The 23504-nt window shown below is 75.2% G+C and carries 23 protein-coding genes; 13 read left to right on the top strand and 10 right to left on the bottom strand.

Features of this window, described 5'->3' with window-relative positions; genetic code table 11:
* Positions 1–150: 150 nt before the first annotated feature.
* Positions 151–321: a hydrophobic protein gene (locus tag ACF09K_RS31705; protein ID WP_392248770.1), complete on the bottom strand. Its 171-nt coding sequence runs from the start codon at positions 319–321 to the stop codon at positions 151–153.
* Positions 322–364: 43 nt separating this feature from the next.
* Positions 365–1186, bottom strand: a complete 822-nt coding sequence (locus tag ACF09K_RS31710) for a methyltransferase domain-containing protein (protein ID WP_392248771.1) — start codon at positions 1184–1186, stop codon at positions 365–367.
* Between the two features lie 282 nt (positions 1187–1468).
* Between ACF09K_RS31710 and ACF09K_RS31715 the strand changes: the two genes are divergently transcribed.
* Together ACF09K_RS31715 and ACF09K_RS31720 are read left to right on the top strand one after the other, a co-directional pair.
* Complete coding sequence (locus ACF09K_RS31715) at positions 1469–3088, top strand: ATP-binding cassette domain-containing protein (protein WP_392248772.1); 1620 nt, start codon at positions 1469–1471, stop codon at positions 3086–3088.
* 236 nt (positions 3089–3324) lie between these two features.
* Positions 3325–3678, top strand: a complete 354-nt coding sequence (locus ACF09K_RS31720; RefSeq protein ID WP_392248773.1) for a DUF6158 family protein — start codon at positions 3325–3327, stop codon at positions 3676–3678.
* 30 nt (positions 3679–3708) lie between these two features.
* Here the strand turns inward: ACF09K_RS31720 and ACF09K_RS31725 are convergent, their stop codons facing one another.
* From ACF09K_RS31725 to ACF09K_RS31735, 3 genes are all read right to left on the bottom strand, one after another.
* A complete protein-coding gene (locus ACF09K_RS31725; RefSeq protein ID WP_392248774.1) occupies positions 3709–4251 on the bottom strand; it encodes a type 1 glutamine amidotransferase domain-containing protein in 543 nt (180 codons plus the stop codon).
* A 63-nt stretch (positions 4252–4314) separates the two neighbouring features.
* On the bottom strand, positions 4315–4695 hold the full coding sequence (locus ACF09K_RS31730) for a DUF2795 domain-containing protein (RefSeq protein WP_392248775.1): 381 nt from the start codon (positions 4693–4695) through the stop codon (positions 4315–4317).
* A gap of 154 nt (positions 4696–4849) precedes the next feature.
* Positions 4850–6649: a thiamine pyrophosphate-requiring protein gene (locus ACF09K_RS31735; protein ID WP_392248776.1), complete on the bottom strand. Its 1800-nt coding sequence runs from the start codon at positions 6647–6649 to the stop codon at positions 4850–4852.
* 264 nt (positions 6650–6913) lie between these two features.
* Here ACF09K_RS31735 and ACF09K_RS31740 point away from each other — a divergent pair, with 264 nt between their 5' ends.
* From ACF09K_RS31740 to ACF09K_RS31750, 3 genes are all read left to right on the top strand, one after another.
* Positions 6914–7822: a hypothetical protein gene (locus tag ACF09K_RS31740; protein ID WP_392248777.1), complete on the top strand. Its 909-nt coding sequence runs from the start codon at positions 6914–6916 to the stop codon at positions 7820–7822.
* A gap of 206 nt (positions 7823–8028) precedes the next feature.
* The gene (locus tag ACF09K_RS31745) at positions 8029–9276 is read left to right on the top strand and encodes an aminotransferase class I/II-fold pyridoxal phosphate-dependent enzyme (protein WP_392248778.1); all 1248 of its coding nucleotides are present in this window, start codon (positions 8029–8031) and stop codon (positions 9274–9276) included.
* Positions 9273–10325 (top strand): MBL fold metallo-hydrolase, encoded by a 1053-nt coding sequence (locus tag ACF09K_RS31750; protein WP_392248779.1) that lies wholly within the window; start codon positions 9273–9275, stop codon positions 10323–10325. The genes ACF09K_RS31745 and ACF09K_RS31750 overlap by 4 nt, the downstream gene beginning before the upstream one ends.
* A 170-nt stretch (positions 10326–10495) precedes the next feature.
* Here the strand turns inward: ACF09K_RS31750 and ACF09K_RS31755 are convergent, their stop codons facing one another.
* Together ACF09K_RS31755 and ACF09K_RS31760 are read right to left on the bottom strand one after the other, a co-directional pair.
* Entirely contained in the window at positions 10496–11122 is a 627-nt protein-coding gene (locus tag ACF09K_RS31755; protein WP_392248780.1) for a DedA family protein, read from the bottom strand.
* Positions 11119–11892, bottom strand: coding sequence for an MBL fold metallo-hydrolase (locus ACF09K_RS31760; protein WP_392248781.1), 774 nt, complete (start codon positions 11890–11892; stop codon positions 11119–11121). The genes ACF09K_RS31755 and ACF09K_RS31760 overlap by 4 nt, the downstream gene beginning before the upstream one ends.
* 84 nt (positions 11893–11976) lie before the next feature.
* Between ACF09K_RS31760 and ACF09K_RS31765 the strand changes: the two genes are divergently transcribed.
* The 6 genes from ACF09K_RS31765 (at position 11977) to ACF09K_RS31790 (ending at position 18992) form a co-directional block, all read left to right on the top strand.
* The gene (locus tag ACF09K_RS31765) at positions 11977–12378 is read left to right on the top strand and encodes a hypothetical protein (RefSeq protein WP_366061483.1); all 402 of its coding nucleotides are present in this window, start codon (positions 11977–11979) and stop codon (positions 12376–12378) included.
* 169 nt (positions 12379–12547) lie between these two features.
* A complete protein-coding gene (locus ACF09K_RS31770; protein WP_392248782.1) occupies positions 12548–14626 on the top strand; it encodes a phage holin family protein in 2079 nt (692 codons plus the stop codon).
* A gap of 88 nt (positions 14627–14714) precedes the next feature.
* Positions 14715–15776 carry an ATP-binding protein gene (locus ACF09K_RS31775; RefSeq protein ID WP_392248783.1) on the top strand — a complete coding sequence of 354 codons (1062 nt, stop codon included), beginning with the start codon at positions 14715–14717 and terminating at the stop codon, positions 15774–15776.
* A complete protein-coding gene (locus ACF09K_RS31780) occupies positions 15773–17572 on the top strand; it encodes a hypothetical protein (RefSeq protein WP_392248784.1) in 1800 nt (599 codons plus the stop codon). Before ACF09K_RS31775 ends, ACF09K_RS31780 begins: the two co-directional genes overlap by 4 nt.
* A 71-nt stretch (positions 17573–17643) precedes the next feature.
* Positions 17644–18072, top strand: a complete 429-nt coding sequence (locus tag ACF09K_RS31785) for an OsmC family protein (RefSeq protein WP_392248785.1) — start codon at positions 17644–17646, stop codon at positions 18070–18072.
* Positions 18073–18236: 164 nt separating this feature from the next.
* The gene (locus ACF09K_RS31790; RefSeq protein ID WP_392248786.1) at positions 18237–18992 is read left to right on the top strand and encodes a glycerophosphodiester phosphodiesterase family protein; all 756 of its coding nucleotides are present in this window, start codon (positions 18237–18239) and stop codon (positions 18990–18992) included.
* 199 nt (positions 18993–19191) lie between these two features.
* On the opposite strand, the gene ACF09K_RS31795 is transcribed toward ACF09K_RS31790, so the two are convergent.
* The 3 genes from ACF09K_RS31795 to ACF09K_RS31805 form a co-directional block, all read right to left on the bottom strand.
* The gene (locus ACF09K_RS31795; protein WP_392248787.1) at positions 19192–20010 is read right to left on the bottom strand and encodes an SAM-dependent methyltransferase; all 819 of its coding nucleotides are present in this window, start codon (positions 20008–20010) and stop codon (positions 19192–19194) included.
* Between the two features lie 116 nt (positions 20011–20126).
* Positions 20127–20990: a helix-turn-helix domain-containing protein gene (locus ACF09K_RS31800; RefSeq protein WP_392248788.1), complete on the bottom strand. Its 864-nt coding sequence runs from the start codon at positions 20988–20990 to the stop codon at positions 20127–20129.
* Between the two features lie 191 nt (positions 20991–21181).
* A complete protein-coding gene (locus ACF09K_RS31805; protein WP_392248789.1) occupies positions 21182–22015 on the bottom strand; it encodes a helix-turn-helix domain-containing protein in 834 nt (277 codons plus the stop codon).
* Between the two features lie 274 nt (positions 22016–22289).
* On the opposite strand from ACF09K_RS31805, the gene ACF09K_RS31810 reads away from it, so the two are divergent.
* Both ACF09K_RS31810 and ACF09K_RS31815 read left to right on the top strand, forming a co-directional pair.
* Positions 22290–22595, top strand: coding sequence for a 4a-hydroxytetrahydrobiopterin dehydratase (locus ACF09K_RS31810; protein WP_392248790.1), 306 nt, complete (start codon positions 22290–22292; stop codon positions 22593–22595).
* 29 nt (positions 22596–22624) lie between these two features.
* Complete coding sequence (locus ACF09K_RS31815; protein ID WP_392248791.1) at positions 22625–23383, top strand: class I SAM-dependent methyltransferase; 759 nt, start codon at positions 22625–22627, stop codon at positions 23381–23383.
* The last annotated feature ends 121 nt before the right edge of the window (positions 23384–23504 follow it).

Raw genomic sequence — 23504 nt, forward strand, 5'->3', positions numbered from 1 at the left:
GGCGCGCGGGGCGGGCCGGGGGCGCCGTCCCCGTGCGCGGGGGGCGGGGCGCGCCCGCGCGGCGCCCGCCCGGGGCCGGCCCCCCCCCCCCCGCCCCCCCCCCCCCCGCCCCGCCCCCCCCCCACGCCGGTGAACGTTCCCGGAGCCGATTCACCACCTGTACCAGCGGCCCCGGCCTCCCGCCGAGGTGGTTCCGCGCATCAGGAATCCCAGGAGCCAGATGACCAGAACCGCGATCGCGATCCACCAGAGCACTTTCACCGCGAATCCGGCACCGAAGAGAATCAGCACCAGAAGCAGTACCAGCAGGATGGGAACCATAGTCTCGAACCTCCTGCTGTCCGGGTTTCCCGGAATGACCGGTTCAGGCGTCCTTTTTGCACAGAATCTCCCCGTGCAGGACGGCGAACCAGCCGTCGTCGCGCCGTCCCCATTCCCGCCAGGCCTCGGACACGGCCCTCAGCCGTTCCGCGTCGGCGTGCCCGCCCCCGACGGCCCGTTCCGCGTAGGCGGAGGCCAGGGTGCGGTCGGCCCACAGGCCGCTCCACCAGGCCCGCTCCCCGGCGGTGCTGAACGTCCAGGTGGCGGAGGTGGCCGTGACGTCCGTGAAGCCCGCCTCCCGCGCCCAGGCCTTCAGCCGGCGTCCGGCGTCGGGTTCCCCGCCGTTGGCGCGGGCCACCGTGCGGTAGAGGTCCAGCCAGTCGTCCATCCCGGCCGAGGCCGGATACCAGGTCATGGCCGCGTAGTCCGCGTCGCGGACGGCGACGTACCCGCCCGGCCTGGTCACCCGCCGCATCTCGCGCAGCGCCCGCACGGGGTCGCCGACGTGCTGGAGCACCTGATGGGCGTGGACCACGCAGAACGTGTCGTCCGGGTGGTCCAGGGCGTGCACGTCGGCGACCGCGAAGTCGACGTTGGTCAGACCGCGGCCGGCGGCCGTGGCCCGCGCCTGCTCCAGGACGCCGGCCGCGTGGTCGACGCCGGTGACGTGGCCGTCGGGGACGAGGGCGGCCAGGTCGGCGGTGATGGTGCCCGGACCGCAGCCGACGTCCAGGATCCTCATGTGCGGCTTCAGTGAACCGAGCAGGTACGCCGCGGAGTTGGCGGCGGTCCGCCAGGTGTGCGACCGCAGCACCGACTCGTGGTGTCCGTGCGTGTAGACGGCGGTCTCCCGGGCTTCCGGCATGGCTCGGCCCTTTCCTCACGGTCCGGTCCCCGGGCTCCGCGGAGCCCGGGGGCTGATGCGTGTCACCGTACGCCCGCAACCGCATGGTGAGACAGTTCGTTCCGAATGATGGACTGACCTGTCGTCGTGGAAGCGCGGCGGTCCGGTCCCGGCCCCCTGGGGCGGACCCCGGGCGCGGCCTCCGGGCGGGCGGGGTGCCGCCGCCGGCCCGCGGGGGCGGCGCCGGCGGGGAAGCGATACGGGTTTGCCGCATCCCGCGGACGGCCAGCACAATGCACCCCCATGGGACATCTGGAAGCCGCGCACCTCGAGTACTACCTCCCCGACGGGAGGGCGTTGCTCGGCGACGTGTCCTTCCGGGTGGGCGAAGGGGCCGTCGTGGCCCTGGTCGGACCCAACGGCGCCGGCAAGACGACCCTGCTGCGGCTGATCTCCGGCGAGCTGAAACCGCACGGCGGCACCGTCACCGTCGGCGGCGGGCTCGGCGTGATGCGCCAGTTCGTGGGCTCCGTACGGGACGAGACGACCGTACGGGACCTGCTGGTGTCGGTGTCCTCACCGCGCATCCGGGAGGCCGCGAAGGCCGTCGACGCGGCGGAGCACGCGATCATGACCGTGGACGACGAGGCCGCGCAGATGAACTACGCGCAGGCCCTGTCCGACTGGGCCGAGGCGCACGGGTACGAGGCCGAGACGCTGTGGGACATCTGCACCACGGCCGCCCTCGGCGTGCCCTACGACAAGGCCCAGTTCCGCCAGGTGCGCACCCTGTCCGGCGGCGAGCAGAAGCGTCTGGTGCTGGAGGCGCTGCTGCGCGGCACCGACGAGGTGCTGCTGCTCGACGAACCCGACAACTACCTCGACGTGCCGGGCAAGCGGTGGCTGGAGGAGCGGCTGAAGGAGACCCGCAAGACGGTCCTGTTCGTCTCCCACGACCGCGAACTCCTCTCCCGCGCCGCGGAGAAGATCGTCTCCGTGGAGCCGGGACCGGCCGGCGCCGACGCCTGGGTGCACGGCGGCGGCTTCGCCACCTACCACGAGGCCCGCCGCGAACGCTTCGCCCGTTTCGAGGAACTGCGCCGCCGCTGGGACGAGAAGCACGCCCAGCTGAAGAAGCTCGTCCTGAACCTGCGGCAGGCGGCCTCCGTCAGCCACGAGATGGCCTCCCGCTACGCGGCCGCCCAGACCCGTCTGCGCAAGTTCGAGGAGGCGGGCCCGCCGCCCGAGCCGCCGCGCGAGCAGGACATCACCATGCGCCTCAGGGGCGGCCGCACCGGCGTGCGGGCCGTCACCTGCAAGGGCCTCGAACTGACCGGCCTGATGAAGCCCTTCGACCTGGAGGTCTTCTACGGCGAGCGGGTCGCCGTCCTCGGCTCCAACGGCTCCGGCAAGTCGCACTTCCTGCGCCTGCTGGCCGGCGACACCGTCGCCCACACGGGGGAGTGGAGACTGGGGGCGCGGGTCGTCCCCGGCCACTTCGCCCAGACCCACGCCCACCCGGAGCTGCTGGGCCGCACGCTCCTGGACATCCTGTGGCAGGAGCACTCCCAGGACCGCGGCGCCGCCATGTCCCGGCTGCGCCGCTACGAGCTGACCCAGCAGGCCGAGCAGGCCTTCGAGCGGCTGTCCGGCGGGCAGCAGGCCCGCTTCCAGATCCTGCTGCTGGAACTGGAGGGGGTCACCGCCCTCCTCCTCGACGAGCCGACCGACAACCTCGACCTGGATTCCGCCGAAGCGCTCCAGGAGGGGCTCGAGGCCTTCGAGGGCACGGTCCTCGCCGTCACCCACGACCGCTGGTTCGCCCGCTCCTTCGACCGCTACCTGGTCTTCGGCAGCGACGGCCGGGTCCGCGAGACCCCGGAGCCGGTGTGGGACGAGCGCCGCGTGGAGCGCGTCCGGTAGCGGCCGGGGCCTGCCGCCACCCGGGAAGGGCCGGCGAAGGCCGGAGGGCGGGCCCGGGCGGGCCGGCGAGGGTCGGAGGGCGGGCCCGGGCGGGCCGGGGAAGGTCCGCACGCCCGCCGCAGCCGGAGGCCCGGGAGCCGGATTGTTCGTACAGTGGACTCAAGGACGCGAGATCCATGGCCCCTCCCGGATTGCCGGCCGGACGTCCGTGCCGCGCGGGCGGGTACCCGGACCCCATGGACGCACACGACGAGTGGGGTACCACGATGACCGGAGTCGACCCCGACCGGCTGGACGACCAGCAGCTCATGAAAGAGCTGGAGACGATCCACCGCACCCGCCACGACACCCTGCTGTACGGCTCGAACGACGCCCTGCGCGCCCACAACGACCGGATGGCGAAGCTGGAGGGCGAGTACCTGCGCCGCAACCCGCGCCGCTTCGTCTCGCCCGGCCGCACCCGCGACGGCGCCCGGGAGCGCGCCGGCCGGGCCGACGGCACCGAACGCCCGGGCACGTCCGTCGGCAACCCCGGCACCCCCGTCGGCAAGTGGGGCCCCGGCACGGCGAACGGCCCCGGCCGGGTCTGAACCCGCCGGGGCCGCGGTGCGCGGAGCCGCTCAGGCGGCCTCCCGGGCGAACACCTCCAGGAAGGTCTCGCAGAACGCCTTCAGGTCGTCCGGCTTGCGGCTGGTCACGAGCTTGTTCGGGCCGTGGTCGCAGACCTTGACCTGCTCGTCGACCCAGTCGCCGCCGGCGTTGCGGACGTCGGTCCGCAGGCTCGGCCAGGAGGTCAGCACCCGGCCGCGGACGACGTCCGCCTCGATCAGCGTCCACGGGGCGTGGCAGATCGCGGCGACCGGCCGGCCCTGCTCGAAGAACGCCCTGACGAACGCCACCGCCTTGTCGTCGGCGCGCAGGAAGTCGGGGTTCGCGACCCCGCCCGGCAGGACCAGACCGCCGAAGGAGTCCGCCGAGGCCTCGCCGACCACCTCGTCGACGGGGAAGGTGTCCGCCTTGTCGAGGTGATCGAAGGCCTGGACCTCACCCGGCCCGGTCGACACCAGCACGGGCTCGTGTCCCGCGTCCACCGCCGCCTTCCAGGGGTCGGTCAGCTCCACCTGCTCGACCCCCTCGGGGGCCGTCAGAAACGCGATGCGCATGATCGTTCAACGTCCTTTCCTGGGTATGTCCGCTCCTGGTGCCCGCACTCCCGGTGTCCGCGCTCAGGCACCGCTCCCGGTCAGGGTCTCGGCCAGCTCCTGCACGGTGGCGTAGCGCTCCTTGTGCGGCAGCCGCCGCACCGCCTCGACGAGCGCGTCCGGCGCGTTCTTGCGGCGCAGGGTCCCCGCCAGCTCCTGAGGGCCCGCGGGGAACGAGCTGCGGCCCAGGATGCGCGCCAGTTCCAGCCGCACCGTCGCCAGCGACGCCCGCGCGTCCCCCGGCACCACCGGCCCGCCCCACACCTGCGGATCGTCCTCCGCGGACGGCTCGGGGTCGTGCCATTCCTCCGACCGCGTGGGGTGCCCGGACCTCAGCAGGCCCTGCAGCTCGTGCTTCATCTCGTCGTCCCGGTGGACACTCAGCCGGTCGCTGCCTCGCTGCATGTCTCCCTCCACTTCCTCGGATTTCTCGGATTTCTCGGGTCCCTGGAATTCCTCGGTCTTCTCGGGTTTCTCGGGTTTCTCGCGTGCAGGCCCTCCGCGTACCCGAGGGGCCGGAACCGACACGGGGCGTCCGCCGCCGAAGTCGCGGACGCGGTCACCTCCGCCCGCGCCCCGGCAGGAACTCCTGGATCTTCGCCATGACCCCCTGCCTGATCACCGCGCCCCCGTCCGCGTCGCCCCGCAGGACCGCCGCGGCCGTCGACTCCAGCTGCTCCCACGTCGCGTGCGGCGGCACCGGCGGCACCGCCGGGTCGGTGAGGAACTCCACGACCGCCGGCCCGTCCGCCTCCAGCGCCGTGCGCCAGGCCGCCGTCACGTCCTCCGGCCTCTCCACCCGCACCCCGGTCAGCCCGAGGCCGCGGGCGAACGCCGCGTACCCCACGTCCGGCAGCTCCTGCGACGGCAGGAACGACGGGGCGCCCCCCATGGCCCGCATCTCCCACGTCACCTGGTTGAGGTCCCGGTTGTTCCACACGGCGACCACCAGCCGCCGGTCGGCCCAGCGGTCCTGGTACTTCGCCGCCGTGATCAGCTCCGCCAGCCCGTTCATCTGCATCGCCCCGTCCCCGACCAGCGCGATCACCGGCCGGTCCGGATGGGCGAACTTCGCGCCGATCGCGTACGGCACCCCGCAGCCCATCGTCGCCAGCGTGCCGGACAGCGAGCCGCGCATGTCGCCGCGCATGGTCAGGTGCCGCGCGTACCAGTTCGCCACCGAACCCGAGTCGGAGGTGACGATCGCGTCGTCCGGCAGCAGCGGGTCCAGGGCCCGCGCCACGTACTCGGGGTTGACCGGGTCGGCCGGCACCCGCGCCCGCCGGTCCAGCACGTCCCGCCAGGTGCGGACGTTGTCGCACACCGTGTCGAACCACTCGCGGCCCCGCGTCTCCTCCGACGTCAGCATCGGGATCAGCCGCCGCAGTGTGTCCCGCGCGTCACCGACCAGGTTCACCTCGTACGGGTACCGCATCCCCACCATGTGCGGATCGAGGTCGATCTGCACACCCCGCGCCTTGCCGAACTCCGGCAGGAACTGCGAGTACGGGAAGGAGGACCCGATCGTCAGCAGCGTGTCGCAGTCCCGCATCAGCTCGTACGACGGACGCGTGCCGAGCAGGCCGATCGAGCCGGTGACGTAGGGGAGTTCGTCGCTGAGGACGTCCTTGCCGAGCAGCGCCTTGGCCACGCCCGCGCCGAGCAGTTCGGCGATCCGCTCCACCTCCGCGCGGGCCCCCGCCGCGCCCTGCCCGACCAGGATCGCCACCTTGTCGCCGGAGTCGAGGACCTCCGCCGCCCGCCGCAGCGACTCCTCCGAGGCGACGGTCGTCCACTCGCCGAGGTCCAGGCTGGAGGGCACCATCTTGAACTCGTGGGTGGGCGGCGCGTAGTCCAGCTCCTGCACGTCGCCGGGGATGATGACCGCGGTCGGGCAACGGCGGGCGTACGCGGTCCGGATCGCCCGGTCCAGGACGTTCGGCAACTGCTCGGGGACCGTCACCGTCTCCACGAAGTCCGAGGCGACGTCCTTGAAGAGGGAGTGCAGGTCGATCTCCTGCTGGTACGAGCCGCCCATCGCGCTGCGGTGCGTCTGGCCGACGATCGCCAGCACCGGGACGTGGTCGAGCTTCGCGTCGTACAGGCCGTTGAGCAGGTGGACGGCGCCCGGCCCCGAGGTCGCCGCGCACACGCCCAGCCGGCCGCTGAACTTGGCGTAGCCCACCGCCTGGAACGCGGACATCTCCTCGTGCCGGGACTGCACGAAACGCGGCTGGTCGTCGGCCCGTCCCCAGGCGGCGAGCAGCCCGTTGATCCCGTCACCGGGATAGCCGAAGACCTGCTCCACACCCCATTCGCGCAGCCGGCGCAGGACGTGGTCGGAGACCTTGGTGGTCATGGCGGGATCCTCCCCGGGGCGTGGGACGGCACGGAATCGTCCGGTCCCCTCCGGGTGACCCCGCACCCGGCCGGAAAACCTGGGCCGAAGCGTGCGGGGCCGCCCGCCGCGCCCGCCGCCTCCCCCGCGCCACGCCCCTCACCCGATCGGGTGCGGCCGTCCCGCCAATGGACCGCGGCCACGGGCGGTGGCGGACCGCGCGGGCTGTGATGGCCGGGAGGCACGGACATGTGCCTCGCAGCCGTCGGCCGAAGGAGCCGTCCCATGCGCCCCACCGCCCGTGTCCTGTCCGTCGCCGCCCTGGCCGGTGCCGTACTGGCCGGCGTCGCCCCGGCCGCGTCCGCGGACCCGGCGGCGGAGATCAGCCCGGCCACGGCCGCTCCGGGGGGCAGCGTCACCGTCACCGTCACCTGCGACCCCCTCGGCGCGCCCGCCCCCCGGACCATCGACGCCGCCTCGGACGCCTTCGAGGAAGGCACCGCCGAGCTGACCCTGGAGCCCGGCGGCGACGAACTGACCGGCCCCGCCTACCGGGGCACCGCCCGGATCGCCCCGGCCGCGGACCTCGACGTACCGGCCGACGCGGCCGGAGCGGACTCCGCCTGGACCGTCGACGGCACCTGCCCGGCACCGCCCGGCGGCCAGGGCAGCCCCTGGAGCGCCACCTACGACGTCCCCCGCACGGGCGGCGGTGCGGGTGGTGGCACGAGCGGCGGTGCAGGCGGTGCGGGCGGTGCAGGCGGTGCGGGTGGTGGCACGAGCGGCGGCGCGGGCGGTGACGCGGGCCCCGGCGTCCCGAGCTGCGCCCCCGCGCACCCCACGGCCTGCGCCACGCCCCCGTCCCCGCCGTGCGCCTCCGGCCACCCCGCTCCCTGCCCCACCCGCCCCGCGCCCCAGCCCTGCACCACCTCCCGCGACACCGCCCCCTGGGGCACCACGCCGCACGGTGCCGCCCCCCACGACAGCACGTCGCACGACACCGCCTCCCGCGACAGCGCGTCGCACGGTGCCGCCTGTCCCGGTGCCGCCGTCCAGCACGGCGTACGGGCCGGCGCCGGCGGCACCTTCACCGACTCCGTGCCCGCCCTGGTCACCGGCGGGCTGCTCATCGCCGGCGCACTCGGCGCGGCCGTCCACCGGCTGCGCCGCCGGGACCGTACGGCGGGCGTCTGACCCCGGCCGGCCCGCCGGGCGGGCGGCACGGCCCCGGCCCGCTGCCATGGGGCGACGGCACACGGGGTACTCGTCCCCCGAGGGCCCGCCCGGCCCCGGACGACCCGTCCCGCACCACCCGGACCACGGACGACGTCCCGCCGCCGCACCGCGGGTCCGGCGGCCTGCGGCACAGGGCACCAGGCACCGACGGCGCGGAGGACGGCATGCGGGGCACGGAACCGGAAGGGCACGGCCCCGTCCGCTTCGGGCCGGAGCTGCCCGCGGACGGCCTGCCCGTACTGCCCGACCTCGCCGCCGTCCTCGCCGCGGCGGCCGAACGCCCCGAGGGCGAACCCGTCGGCGGCGGCCGCGCCCTCCTGGACGCCGCCTGCGGCTACTGGGAACGGCGCGGCGCCCCCACCGGGCCGGAGCGGGTCGTGGCGGGACCCGGCGCCCCCGCCCTGCTGGTCGCGCTGACCGCCGCCCTCGGCGGCGACGTCCTCGTGCCGAGGCCCTGCGCGGCCTGGTGGGCGCCGTACGCCCGCCTGCTGGGGCGGCCCGTCTTCCACGTGCCCACCCCCGCCGAGTGCGGCGGCGTCCCCGACCCCTACGCCCTCCTGGAGACCGTGCGCCGGGTCCGCGCCGAGGGCGGCGACCCGCGACTGCTGGTGCTGTCCGTCGCCGACGACCCCACGGCCACCGTCGCCCCGCCCGAGGTGCTGCACGAGGCCGTGGAGGCCGCCGCCGGCGAGGGCCTGCACCTGATCAGCGACGAGACCTGGCGCGACACCCTGCACGCCCCGCACGAGACCGTCCTGGTCGGCCCCGCCGAGATGCTGCCCGACCGGGTCACCGTCGTCAGCGACCTCGCGGGCGCCCTGCTGCCCACCGGCTGGCCCGCCGCCGTCGCCCGCCTCCCCGCCACCGCCGGCGGGGACGACCTCCACGCGCGCGTGCTCGACGTCCTCACCGCGCTCGACGCGCGCGTCGCCGCCCCCGTCGCCGCGGCCGCCGCCTTCGCGCTGACCGAACCCGAGCCCGTCACCACGCGCGTCGAGACCGCCGTACGGCTGCACGCGCGCGTGGCCGCCGCCGCGCACGGCGCCGTCGTCGCCGCGGGCGCCCTCGCGCTGCCGCCGCGCGCCGGCCGCCACCTCTACGTCGACCTCGGGCCGCTGCGCGAGGAGTCGGCCGCGCGGGGCGCCGGCGACGCGCAGGACCTGGAGGACCTCCTCACCGCCCGGCTCGGCATGCCCGCGCCGGGCGGCCACCGCTTCGGCGACGACCTCGGCGCGCCGCGCGTACGGCTCTCCACGGGCATGCTGCTCGGCAGCACGCCCGCGCAGCGCACGGAATGCCTCACGTCCCCCGACCCGTTGGAACTGCCGCACGTGCAACGCGCCCTGGTCCGCCTGAAGTCGGTCCTCGACGACCTCCGTGACGACGCTCAGCGATGGGAGCCTCCTCGATGACGCAGCAGTCCGAGTCGACCACCCCCGCGCCCGTACGGGACACCGGCGCCCCGCCGGTCGAGTCCCCCGTGACCTCCCCCGTCCCGCCGCTCGCCGAGCCGCGCCCGCTCGGCGAACCCCGGGAGTGGCCGCGCACCTTCCACGACCGGCTGACCGCCCCGCTGCCCGGCCTCAGGGCCCTCGCCCGCTTCGCCCGCGAAGGCGCCGTGCGGCCCGGGAAGGAAGGCCTCGCCGACGTCCCGCTCCTGCCCTTCGAGCCCGGCCCGCTGCCCCGCGTCGACACCCGCACCGTCGCCGTCACCTGGGCGGGGCACGCCAGTTGGGTGGTGCGGATCGGCGGGCTGACCGTCCTGACCGACCCGGTCTGGTCCCGCCGCATCATCGGCACCCCGGCCCGCGTCACTCCCGTCGGCGTCCCCTGGGAGGACCTGCCGCCCGTTGACGCCGTCGTCATCAGCCACAACCACTACGACCACCTCGACGCCCCCACCCTGCGCCGACTCCCGCGCGACACCGCGGTGTTCGTGCCCGCCGGGCTCGGCCGCTGGTTCCGGCGCCGCCGGTTCACCCGCGTCACCGAGCTGGACTGGTGGGAGGCGGCCGAACTGTCCGGAGTGCGCTTCGACTTCGTGCCGGCCCACCACTGGTCCAAGCGCAGCCTCACCGACACCTGCCGCACCCTGTGGGGCGGCTGGGTGCTCACCGACGCCGACGGGCACCGCGTCCACTTCGCGGGCGACACGGGCTACGGCCACTGGTTCTCCCGCATCGGGCAGCGCTACCCCGGGATCGACCTCGCGCTGCTGCCCGTCGGCGCCTACGAACCCCGCTGGTGGCTCCGCGACGTCCACTGCGACCCGGAGGAGGCGGTACGGGCGGCGCGCGACCTGGGGGCACGCCGGATGGCACCCATGCACTGGGGCACCTTCGTCCTGTCCGCCGAACCCGTCCTCGAACCCCTCCTCCGCGTCCGCGCCGCCTGGGCCGAGGCCGGCCTGCCCCGCGAGGACCTGTGGGACCTGGCGGTGGGCGGCTCACGGGTGCTGTAGCGCCGCGCCGGGCTCGGGCGGGGAGACGGGAGGGGGAGGGGGAGGTGGAGGCGAGGAAACGGAGACGGGGGACGGGGGACGGGGGGCGGGGGGACGGGGGGAGAGAGCCGGGCGAGGGTGGGGGTGGGTGCGGCTCGGGCGTGCGGCCTGCGCCCCCGCGCCCCCGGTGCTCACCCCGTCGACCGCTCCCGCAGCCTGCGCCACAGACCCGGTACCGCGCCGATCACCAGTGTCAGGGCGACCGCCGCCACGACGCCCTCCCACGGCTCGGGGAACAGGGAACCGCCGAGGATGCCGATCAACTGGTAGGTCACCGCCCACGCCAGGCAGGCCGGCAGGTCGCCCCGGGCGAACCGGCGCAGCGGCCACTCGGCCATCAGGCAGGCCAGCATCACCGGGATGCGGCCCGCGGGCACCAGCCGGGACAGCACGAGGACGGCCGTGCTGTGGTCGGCGAGCTTCTCCTGGGCCCGCGCGAGCCGCTCCTCCGGCGCCCGCGACCGGATCGCCGCCAGCCAGCGCGAACCGTTCTTCGACCGCATCCCGCGCCGGCCCAGCCAGTACAGCCCGACGTCCCCGCAGAACGCGGCCAGCGACGCCGTCGCGAACACCAGGGCCAGCGCGAACGGCGCCGTCTGGTGGAAGGCGACCACGGCCGCCGAACTCACCAGCGCCCCCGTCGGCACCACCGGCACCAGCGCGCCGATCAGCACCAGCAGGAACAGGGACGGGTAGCCGAACGCCTGCTGCGTGGACTCCGTCGGTACGACCGTCGTGACGGTGGTCAGCGGCGTCACCGCGCGACCTCGGGGCGCACGCTCTCCCCGTGCCCGAGCCGGTGCACCACCACGTCCGGCGCGCGCTCGGCCGCCAGGCGCACGAACTCCTCGCCCGGCGCGTGGAACTCGTGGGGGCGCACGGCGTCCATCCCGATCGGCCAGTACGTGCCGTAGTGCACCGGCACCGCACTGCGCGGCGCCAGCCGGGCCAGCGCCTGCGCGGCCCGGCCCGCGTCCAGGTGCCCCTCACCGAGGTACGGGCCCCAGCCGCCCACCGGCAGCAGCGCCACCTCGACCGGCCCCACCTCCTCGGCCATCGAGTCGAACAGGCCGGTGTCCCCGGCGAAGTACGTCCGCGACTCGCCCTCCACGACGTACCCGAGCGCGGGGGAGCGGTGCCGGCCGACCGGCAGCCGCCGCCCGTCGTGCCGCGCGGACACGACCCGTACGCGCAGGTCACCGAGGGTCGTCTCGTCCCCGGGCGCCACCTCGGTCAGCCGCAGGTGGCGCAGGCGCCGCAGGCCCGGGACGGCGCGCGGCGCGCCCCGGGGCACCAGCAGGCGCGTGCCCGGCGCGAGGCGCGCCAGCGAGGGAACGTGCAGATGATCGGAGTGCAGGTGCGACACGAGCGCCACGTCCGCGCGCCAGGCGTCGGGCGGGGGCGGCGCCCCCCGGCGCCGGCGCAGATGCGCGAGCCGGCGGGCGAACAGGGGATCGGTCAGCACACGGACGTCCGAATCCGTGATCGTGCAGGTGGCGTGACCCCACCACGTGATCTCCACCGACACCTCTTCGCCCCCTTCGCGCGACTCCCCCGAAGCCTACGGGCAGGAGTAGGGTCGGCGGCGAAACCCGGAGGTGAGGGGGACGCCATGGGACCGGTGCGGGTCACGGCGATCGCGAGTCTGACGCCGCTGGAGGAATTGGACGCCGATCCCTTCCTGGTGGATTCCCGCGGTCAGCACGCGATGTGCGCGCGGTGGGCCGCGGAACGGGGTTACGTCGTCAGCCGCGAGCTGCTGGTGCGCGGGCTGCGGCCGGACCACTGCGTGCTGTGGGACGGGGTCAGACCCGGCGTCGACCTCTTCGTCGCGCCCAGCCGGCGGGTGCTGGAGAGCGCCCTGTCGTCCGTGGACGAGTTCGCCGAGGAGTGCGCGCGGCGGGGGGTGCGGGTGGAGACGGTGGGCGTCGCCGAACCCGCCTACGACGCGCAGATGAAGGCGCGGGTGCACCGCAGACTGTCGATGCCGACGGCCGGGTACGACGGACGCTGACCGCCCGCACCGTCCCCGCCCCGCACCGTCCCGCCCCGCACTGTCCCCGCCCCGGACGGCGGTGCGCCCCGCGGCTCCCGTCGGGGCGTCGCCGCCGACAGTCCGTGTGACAAGGTGATGGGGCAGAGGGCCGCGCCGACGACGGCCCGGGACGTGAGGTGTACGAGGCGTGGGTCAGGGGCGTTGGCGGCGGGCCGTCAGTCAGGCCGGGCGGAGCGTCGCGGTGTGGGGCGTCTCCACCGTCACGATGCTGGTGCTCGCGGGCATCCTGCCGGACTTCCGGCTCCAGTCGCCCGACGGCGACAGCGCCACCACCATCGCCGTCACCGCGGCCGTCGGGGCCGGTGTCTTCGGCGTGCTGTCGGCGCTCGCCTGGCCGCTGCTGGTCCGCCTGCTGCTGCTGGTGCCGGCGCTCGTCCTCGGCCTGCTGGTGTTCTTCCTCAACGGTTCGCTGCTGCTGCTCGCCCTGCGGCTCAACCCGTCGGGCCAGAGCGAGGCCGCCCCCGAGACCGCCGTCATCGTCGCCGCCGTGATGTCCGCCGTCGCCTCCGCCACCGGCGGCGCCCTCGCCGTCCGCGACGACGAGGCCTACCGGCGCCGGCTGTACCGGCTCGCCGACCGCCGCCGCGGCCGCCGTCCCGCCTGCCCCACCACCCACGGCACCGTCTTCATCCAGCTCGACGGCGTCGGCCACGACGTGCTGGACGCGGCCGTCCGCAAGGGCCTGATGCCGACCGTCGCCAGGTGGCTGGGCGCCGGACCGGGCGCGGCGGCCCGCCCCACCCACCGCCTCACCCCGTGGCGCACCGACTGGTCCAGCCAGACCGGGGCCAGCCAGCTCGGCATCCTGCACGGCAGCAACTTCGACGTGCCCGCCTTCCGCTGGTACGAGAAGGACAGCCGCGAGGTGATGGTCTGCAACCGCCCCACCAGCGCCGCCGAACTCCAGCGCCGCGCCGTGGAACGCACCGGCGACGGCGGGCTGCTCTCCGCCGACGGCGCCAGCCGCGGCAACCTCTTCGGCGGCGGCGCCGGCGAACAGGCCCTCGTCCTGTCCATCGCCACCCGCCGCAGCCGCGCGACCCGTTCCCGGGCCGGGTACTTCGCCTACTTCTCCGACCCCGCCAACGCCGTCCGCACCGCCCTGTCCTTCGTGGCCGAGGCCGGCCGGGAGATCGTCCAGTCCACCCGCGCCCGGCTGCGCAAGCAGCGGCCGCGGGTGGCCCGCGGCGGTCTGTACCCGTTCATCCGCGCCTTCGCGACCGTCGTCGAGCGCGACGTCGTCGTCGCCGCCGTGACCGGCGACATGCTGGCCGGCCGCAGCGCCGTCTACGCCGACCTGGTCGCCTACGACGAGGTGGCCCACCACTCCGGGCCGCTCGGCCGCGACACCGAGCAGGTCCTCGCCCGCCTCGACCGCTCGCTGGCGCTCGTCGAGAACGTCGCCGAGCACGCCCCGCGGCCGTACCGCATCGTCGTCCTGTCCGACCACGGGCAGAGCCCCGGCGAGACCTTCCGCGCCCGCTACGGCCTCACCCTCGCCGACCTGGTCCGGGCGGGCTGCGGGCTGCCCGTGCCGCGCCGGGCGCGGCGCACCCGCAGCGGCGCCGAGGCCCGCGCGGCCGTCCGGGCCGCACTGCACAGACCCGTCGAGGAGGGCGGCGAACAGCACCGCCCGGCCCCCCGCTCGGAACCGATCGTGCTCGCCTCCGGCAACCTCGGCCTGGTGTCCTTCCCCGACGTGCCGCACCGGATGAGCAAGGAGGAGATCGACGCCCGCCACCCCGCCCTGCTCACCACGCTCGCCAACCACCCCGGCATCGGCTTCCTCCTCGTCCGCAGCGAGGAGCACGGCGGAGTGGTCCTGGGCCCGTACGGCGCCGAGATCCCCGTCGACCGGCTCGACGAGGACCCCGGCCCGCTGGCCGGGTTCGGGCCGGGCGCCGTCGAGGCCGTGCGCCGCACCCACTCCTTCCCGCACACCGCCGACATCATGGTCAACTCCTTCCACGACCCCGCCGACGGCGAGGTCCTCGCCTTCGAGGAGCAGATCGGCTCCCACGGCGGCCTCGGCGGCGCCCAGTCGAAACCGTTCCTGCTGTCCCCGCTCGCCCTGTCCGCGCCGGCCGGGGACGGAGCCGACCTGACCGGCGCCGAGCAGGTCCACCGCGTCCTGCGCCGCTGGCTGCGCGAGTCGGACGGGCCCCAGGTGCCGCTGGAGACGGCCCCCGGGGAGCGCGCCGCCTGAAAAACCGGCTGCGACGACGGGCCCGTACGCACACACTGTCCGGGAACCGCGCATCCGCGCGCCCGCCCGGACCCCCTGGAGCCACTGCGTGCAGGCAGCCGTCACCGTCACGCCCTCCCGCATCCCGGACCTGCTGCTCGGCCTCGCCACCGTGCGGCCCGTGTTCCTCTGGGGCGCGCCCGGCATCGGGAAGTCCTCCCTGGTGCGGGACTTCGCCGAGTCCCTCGGCCTCGAGTGCGTGAGCCTGCTCGGCACCCAGCTCGCCCCCGAGGACCTGATCGGCGTGCCGCAGATCCGCGACGGGCGCTCGGTGTTCTGCCCGCCGGAGGCGATCGCCCGCGACGAGCCGTACTGCCTGTTCCTCGACGAACTGAACGCGGCCACCCCGGACGTGCAGAAGGCGTTCTACTCGCTGATCCTGGACCGCCGCATCGGCAGCTACGAACTGCCGAAGGGCTCGATCGTCATCGGCGCCGGCAACCGGGCCACCGACAACGCCCTCGCCCGCCCGATCGCCTCCGCGCTCGTCAACCGCCTCACCCACGTCCACCTGGAGGCCTCCGCCGCGGACTGGCTCACCTGGGCGGTGGACCACGGCATCCACCCGTGGGTCCTGGACCACCTCACCGACCGGCCCGACCACCTGTGGTCCAAGCCGCCGAAGACCGAGGAGCCCTTCTCCACGCCCCGCTCCTGGCACATGCTCTCCGACGCCCTGCACTCCTTCGGCCCGGACCTCGACGAGGACACCCTGCGGGTCCTCGCGCACGGCACGCTGACCCCCGCGCACGCCACCGCCTTCTGCGGCTACGTCAAGATCGTCCGCAGCCGGTACGGCATCGAGGCCGTCATCAAGGGCGACGCCCCCTGGCCCCACCGCCCGCAGGACCGCGACCTGCTGTACTACCTCGCCGAGTCGTTCCGCGGCCGGCTGGTCAAGGAGCTCCCCGCCGTCAAGGAGCACATGTCGGCGAACGGCCGGCAGACCGCCTACCGCGCCAAGTCGCTGCTCGTGCAGCTCGCCGAGATCTCCGTCGAGGTCGCCCAGAGCGTCATCGCCCCGGACGACGACGGCAACCCCGTGCTGCCCGCCTGGTTCCTGATCGAGGCGGCCCGGGACATGCCCCGCCTGGTGGAGGCGCGCCGGTGAGCCGCGGCCGGGGCCGCCGCGGCAAGCGCGACCTCGCCGGTGAGGCGTTCACGGAGGGCGTGCGGCTGCTGCGCGCCAACCCGGCGCTGGCCGCCGTCGACTTCGACACCTGCCGCCACGAGGACTGCCGTCTCGCGCCCCGCGCCGGCCTGCTGCGGGTCGACTCCGACGGCACGGTCCACGCCCGCCACGACCGGATCGCCGAGCCCGCCCGGTGGGCCTGGTCGCTCGCCCACGCCGCCCTCCACCTCGGCTTCGGGCACCTTCCGGCGGCCAAGGGCGAGCGGACCCCGCCCGACCGGTACGAGCTGGCCGCCCGCTGCACGGTCGTCAACCGCTTCCTGCTGACCTTCCCCGTCGGCACCGCCCCGGACGACCTGCCGACCGCCTACCCCGACGGCGACGAGGAGCAGCTCGCCGACCGCTGGCGGCGCACCGGCCTCCCGGCCGCCTACGCGCACTGCGGGACGGCGGGCGCGGAACCCGACCAGCTGCTGCTGACGTGGGACGCCTGGCGCTCCGCGCGGCCGCCCGACCGGCAGCTCGCGTTCGCCACCGCCCTCACCCGGACCGTGTCCGCCGCGATGGACGTGGCGGGCGGCCGCCGCGACGCCCTCGACGGGGAGGAGCCGGGCCGGCGCCCCTGGGAGAAGGCGCTGAGCTGGTTCGTCTCCTCGTACCCGCTGCTGGGCGGCATCGCGGCCGGCATCGAACTCGTCGCCGACGCGGAGCTCGCCCGCGCGCACGGCATCTCCGTCGCCGCCGTGAACGCGGAGGCCGGCGAGGTCTACGTCAACCCGCTGCGGACGCTGGAGGACGAGGAGTGGCGGTTCGTCCTCGCCCACGAGCTGCTGCACGCCGCCCTGCGCCACGGCGACCGCTGCGGCACCCGCGACCCCTACCTCTTCAACGTGGCCTGCGACTACGTCGTCAACGGCTGGCTGCGCGAGATGCGGGTCGGCACCATGCCCGACGGCCTGCTGCACGACCGGGAGCTGGCCGGCCTGTCCTCCGAGGAGGTCTACGACCGGATCGCGGGCGACCTGCGCCGGATGCGCCGCCTGGCCACCCCGCGCGGCAAGGGCGTCGGCGACGTGCTCGGCGCCCCGCTCGGCCCGCCCCGCGACCACGTCGACCTCGACGGCTTCTACCGGCGCGGCCTCGCCCACGGCCTCGACCTGCACGAGCGCCAGGAACGCGGGTACCTGCCCGGCGGCCTCGTCGAGGAGATCCGCGCGCTCAGCCACCCGCCCCTGCCCTGGGACGCGCGACTGGCCCGCTGGTTCGACGAGTTCGTGCCCCGCCCGGAGCCGCTGCGCTCCTTCGCCCGGCCCTCCCGCCGCCAGTCCGCCACCCCGGACATCCCGCGCGCGGGCCGCTGGTTCCCGCCGGAAGAGGTCCCCCGCTGCACCTTCGGCGTCGTCCTGGACACCTCCGGCTCGATGGACCGCACCCTCCTCGGCAAGGCGCTCGGCGCCATCGCCTCCTACGCCGAGGCCCGCGACGTGCCCGCCGCCCGGGTCGTCTTCTGCGACGCGGCCCCGCACGACGCGGGCTACCTGCCGGTCGCCGAGATCGCCGGCCGGGTCAGGGTGCACGGCCGCGGCGGCACCGTCCTCCAGCCCGGCATCGACCTCCTGCACCGGGCGGACGACTTCCCGCGCGACGCGCCGGTCCTCGTCGTCACCGACGGCTGGTGCGACGTGCTGCGGGTCCGGCGCGAGCACGCGTACCTCGTCCCGCAGGGCCGCCGGCTGCCGTTCACCCCGCGAGGGCCGGTCTTCCGGGTGCGGTGACCGGGAGTGTGATCGGATGGGCGCGGAAACCCGTCGTACCGTCGTACGGGAAACACGCGAAAGGAAGAACCGTGGCCACCACGCGCTCCGCACACACCGTCTGGGAAGGCAGCCTGACCGAGGGGAACGGCGTCGTCACCTTCGACACCTCCGGTGCCATCGACGAGCAGCCCGTGACGTGGGCCGCCCGCACCCAGGAGGCGAACGGGAAGACCAGCCCGGAGGAGCTGATCGCCGCCGCCCACTCCAGCTGCTTCTCCATGGCCTTCTCGCACGCCCTGACCGGCGCCGGCACCCCGCCCACCAAGCTGGTCACCTCCGCCGACGTCACCTTCCAGCCGGGCGAGGGCATCACGGGCGTCCACCTCACCGTGGAGGGCACCGTACCCGGCCTCGACAACGACGCGTTCGTCGCCGCCGCCGAGCAGGCCAAGGTCAACTGCCCGGTCTCGCAGGCCCTGAAGGCCGTACCGATCACCCTGTCCGCGAAGCTCGCCTGAGCCACCGGGCGCCCGGCCGGTCGCGCCGACCGCGCGACCGGCCGGGGTTCCGGGATCTCCGGGGGGTAGGCACGTCCGCCGTGCCCCCACCGCGTCCGCCGTATTCGCCATATTCGTCGCATCCGCCGCATCCGCCGCGTCCGCCGCGTCCGTGAGGAGGAGGGATGACACGACCCGCCGTCTCCGCCCACCGCGGCGGCAGCGAGCACCGGCCGGCCGCCGGCCTCGAGGCCTACGAGGACGCGCTCTCCTCGGGCGCCGAGTACGCCGAGTTCGACGTCCGGCGCACCGCCGACGGCGTGTTCGTCGTCCACCACGACCCGCGCGCCGCGGGCGACGGGCCCCTGCTCTCCCGCCTCACCTACGCCGAGCTGTGCGCGCGCACCGGACGCGCCGTCCCCCTCGCCGAGGAGGTCATGACGCTGGTGGCGGGCAGGCTGATCGGACACCTGGACCTCAAGGACACGGGCCACGAGCGGGAGTTGATCGACCTCGCCGTGACGCTGCTCGGCCGGGACGGGTTCGTCGCCACGACGCTGGAGGACCGCTCCGTCGCCGCGATCACCGGCGCCTTCCCCGGCGTGCGCACCGCCCTGTCGCTGGGGCGGGACCGCCGCGAGGTCACGACGGCCCGGCTGGCCGGGACCCGCGCGAGCGAACTGTTCCCGGCCCGGCGCCTGCGGGCCTGCGGGGCCCACGGCGTCGCCGTCCACCAGCGGCTGGCCCGCGCCACCGTGCTGCGCGGGGCGGCCCGGCGGGGCCTGTTCACCCTGGTGTGGACGGTCAACGACGACGCCGGACTGCGGGCCTTCCTCGCCGATCCCCGGGTGGACGTGCTGGTCACCGACCGGCCGCGGCACGCGGTGCGGCTGCGCGGCGAACTCCGCCGTGACCTTCCGGCGGCCGGCCCGCCCCGGTGAACCGCCGGCGGCGGCCCGTGCCCCCGGGCGGTGCCCGGACCGAAGCCACGTGCCCACGGTCCCGCGTGCCGCGGCCGGCAGCGTGGCGCACACGGCGTTCAGGACCGACGCGTACGGTGCACCGAAGCCGGTGAGCCGGGAGCGCAGCCGCTCCAGGCCGGCCCGGTGCCCGGCGTCCGGTGCCCGGCGTCCGGTGGTCTCAGGCCTTGCGGGCCACGCCCGCGTACACCGGCACGATGCCGTCCGCCTGCAGGGCGACGTCCTCGGGGTCGGGCCGCCAGCCGGAGACCGGGATCACGCCCGGACCCAGCAGCTCCAGGCCCTCGAAGAAGCGGGAGAACTCCGCCAGCGAGCGGGGGTGGAAGGGGGTGCCGCTGCGCCGGAAGTGGTTCGCGGCGTTCTCGATCGCCTCCGGGTTCAGATCGGGGGTGACCTGGGAGAGGATCAGGTGGCTGCCGGGTGCGAGCGCGTCGACGTAGCGCTTCAGCAGCCCGTACACGTCGTCGCCCGCCGGGTCCTCGTCCAGGTAGTGGGTCAGGGCGACCAGGGACAGCGCCACCGGCCGCCCGAGGTCCAGGAAGCCGGCCGCCCGGTGCAGCAGGGTGTCGACGTCACGGACGTCGGCGTGCACGTACTCGGTGGCGCCCTCGGCCGAGCCGTGCAGCAGCGCCTGGGCGTGCCGCAGCACGATCGGATCGTTGTCGGCGTAGACGACCCGCGACTCGGGGGCGACGCCCTGCGCCACCTGGTGCAGGTTGGGCTCGGTGGGGATGCCCGTGCCGATGTCCAGGAACTGGCGGACGCCGGTCTCGGCGACCGCGCGCACGGCCCGCTGCATGAACCGGCGGTTGGCGCGCGCCCCGCGCAGCACCGTGCCGTCCACGGCGAGGATCCTGCGGGCCAGTTCCTCGTCCACGGGGTAGTTGTCCTTGCCGCCCAGCCACCAGTCGTACACCCGTGCCGGATGCGGCCTGCTGGTGTCGATGCGGACGGTGGCCTCGGGCTCGGCTCCGGTCATGCGCGGTCTTCTCCTGACTGACGGCTGATGGCTGATGGCTGGTGACTGGTGACCGGTGACCGGTGGGCCGTACGGCCGGAAGGCCGGTGGCGTCGGTGGCGTCCGGCGGGCCGGGGTCAGAAATCGCCGCGGACGTCACGCAGCAGTTTCCTCGTGTGCTGCGCCGACGCGGCGTGCGTCGTCATGTGGTCGAGCACCTCCAGGTGCGCGGAGACCTCCCGGCGCGAGTCCAGGTACAGCGCGCCGGACAGGTACTCGGTGACGACCATGTCGGGCAGTTCGGGTTCGGCGAACCGGAACAGCGAGAACGGCGCGGACGTCCCCGAGTGCGGCCCGTTCGCGAACTCCGCGACCTGCAGGGTGATCCGGTCGCGCTCCGCCAGTTCCAGCAGCTTGTCGACCTGCTCGTACATGACGTCGGCGTCGACGCTGACCGGCCGGCGCAGTACCGTCTCGTCCATCACGACCCACAGGTGGGGCGGGTCGGTTCCTTCGAGGAGCCGCTGCCGGGCCAGGCGCAGCGACACGTGCCGCTCGACGGCCGCCGGGCCGCTCCGGCCGACGGTCCCGGCCTCCAGCACGGCCCGCGCGTACCGCTCCGTCTGCAACAGGCCCGGCACGAAGTGGGGTTCGTAGGAACGGATGAGGCGGGCCGCGCCCTCCAGGCTGACGTACAGGCTGAACCATTCCGGCAGGACGTCGTGGAACCGCTGCCACCAACCGGGCCGGTTCGCCTCCTCGGTGAGTGCGACGAAGGCGTCGGTCTCCGCCTCCTCCACCCCGTAGGTCTCCAACAGCACCTGCACGTAGGGGACTTTGAGTGAGACCTCGGCCGTCTCCATGCGCCGTACGGTCGCGGGGGCCACGCGCAGCGCGCGGGCCGCCTCCTCACGGCTGAGGCCCGCCGCCTCGCGCAGCTCCTGCAGCCGTCTGCCGAGCACCACCTGGCCCACGGTGGGCGCCGGCCGCCTTTCACTCACGCCACGTCTCCCCTACGTGTCGAAGCACGCCGGCCAGTGTGTCATGTTCCGGTTGTGCTCCGACAGGGACACCGGGGACACCTGGGACCTCGGGGGGCACCCGGGACACGGGGGTGCCGGCGAGCGGTGCGAGGGCGGTGCGATGGGCGGTGCGGTGGGCCCGGCGTCTCCCCGGCGTTTCCGACGCACACTCAGTTCACCAGTGAGTGGAGGTACTTGACGGTCGCCGGGTCGGCCGGGAGCAGTGTCTCGATGGCCAGTTCGGCGACCGTCACGTCCATCGGGGTGTTGAACGTGGAGATCGACGAGATGAAGGACAGCGTCCGGCCCTCGTGCTCGATCAGCATCGGCAGCGCGAAGTACGGCACCGGCTCGACGGGTTCGGCCTCCGGCGCGGTCCGCGGGACCGGATAGGCGGCGACCTCCTCGTACAGCGTCCGCAACGGCGCGGAGCGGTGCAGGGCGATCTGCCGTTCCATCTGGGCCAGCAGGTGCCCGCGCCACTCGGGCAGGTTGCGGATGCGCGGCGCGAGTCCCTCCGGGTGCAGCGTCAGCCGCATGGCGTTGAGCGGCGGCGCGAGCAGCGACTCCGGGAGGTCCGCCAGCAGCATGCTGATGCCGCGGTTGGCGGCCAGCACGTTGTACGTCGCGTCCACCACCAGCGCCGGGTACGGCTCGTAGCCCTGGATCAGGCGTTCCAGGCCGGCCCGCACCGCGTCCAGCGCCGGGTCGTCCAGCGGGGTCTCGCGGTAGCGGGGGGCGTAACCGGCCGCCACCAGGAGCGCGTTGCGCTCGCGCACGGGTACGTCCAGGTGCTCGGCCAGCCGCAGCACCATCTCCTCGCTCGGGCGGGAGCGGCCCGTCTCCACGAAGCTGATGTGCCGGGCCGAGGAGTCCGCGCGCAGCGCCAGTTCCAGCTGGCTGACCTTGCGCCGCTCCCGCCAGGCCCGCAGCAGGGGGCCGACGCCCCGGTCGGCGGGGGCGGCGGAGGCGGAGTCCGGGGTGCCGGTCGCGAGAGGGGTCATGCGGACGACCGTAGCGGAGCCGGCCGGTCGACAGCGGCGTGCGGACCGTGCGGACCCGTGGTGGCCGTGGTGGCCGGAGCCCGGGCCCCGCGGACCTCACGCGCGCCGGGCCGGAGGCCGCCCGCCCCGGCCGGTGGGCCGTGGGGCACGGGGCGTGGGGCACGGGGCGTGGGGCCGTGGGGTCGGTGGGAACCCTTCCGGCCGGGGCCGGCACGGCCGTCCTGTGCCAGGCTGGACGGGTACCCGACGCCCACCGCAGGGAAGGGAGCCAGTCATGGCCGTCGTACCGCTGTCGCAGGAGGAGATCGACGACCGGCTCGCGGAGCTGCCCGGCTGGTCCCACGACGCGGGCCGGCTCACCCGCTCCTACGAGCTGGGCTCCCATTTCGCCGCGACCGCGCTGGTCGTCCACGTGGCCCGGGTCCAGGAGGAGCTGAACCACCACTCCGAGCTGACCCTCGGCTACCGCACGGTGTCCCTCGCGGTGAACACCCACAGCGTGGGCGGCGCGGTCACCGACCTCGACTTCGAGCTGGCCCGCCGGGTGCGGGACCTGGCCCCGGCGCACGGCGCGCACTGAGACGCGCGGCGGACGGGACGGGGCCCCACGTGCTGGACTACGACGAGGAAGCCGGACGCTACGACGCCGCACGCGGCGGCGAACCCCGGGCTGCGGCCGCCGCGGAAGCCGTCCTGGCCCTGCTGCCGGACGGGACGCGCGGCCTGCTCGACGTCGCCTGCGGCACCGGCATCGTCACGCGCAGGATCGCGGCCGGACGCGACGGCCTGCGGGTGACCGGCGTCGACCTCGCCGCGGAGATGGTCCGCCGGGCCGCCGTACGCCTGCCGGGTGCCGTCGTGCGTGCCGACAGCCGCCGACTGCCCTTCCGCGACGGTCAGTTCGACGCCGTCAGCAGTGTGTGGCTGCTGCACCTCGCGCCGACCGACGCGGACGCGCGGGCGATCGTCGCCGAGTGCGCGCGGGTGCTGCGGCCCGGCGGCGTGTACGTCACCACCGTCGACAAGGCCGCCTCCCACAACGTGGGCAGCGACATCGACGCCGTCCTCGCCTCCCGCCCGCCCGGCGCGGCCCGCGACGAGGCGTCGCTCGTCGACTCCCACGCCGCCGGCCACGGCCTCGTCCCCGCGGGCCGGGGCCGCTTCCCCGGCCGGGGCCAGGGCCGCAGTCCGCGCCGCACCGTCGCCGACCTGCGGCGCGGCTGGTTCGTCACCCTGCCGCCGGGGGAGCGGCGGGCGGAGGCGTTCGCCGCGCGCCTGGCCGAGCTGCCCGACCAGGACCGGCCCCGCCCCGACCCCTGGTTCACCCTGAAGGCGTACCGGAAGCCGGGGACGTCTGCGGACGCGTGAGGTCCGCGGCCCGGCCCTGACCCAGCCCGTGGCCCGGCCGGGCGGTCCAGCCGGCCGATGCCGTCGATCCCGTCGGTCGTCCGGCTGTCCCCGACGGGCGGCCTGGATCACCTGGGCCGCC

Origin of the sequence: Streptomyces sp. NPDC014882, from assembly GCF_043081325.1 — a bacterium.
Classification (GTDB): domain Bacteria; phylum Actinomycetota; class Actinomycetes; order Streptomycetales; family Streptomycetaceae; genus Streptomyces.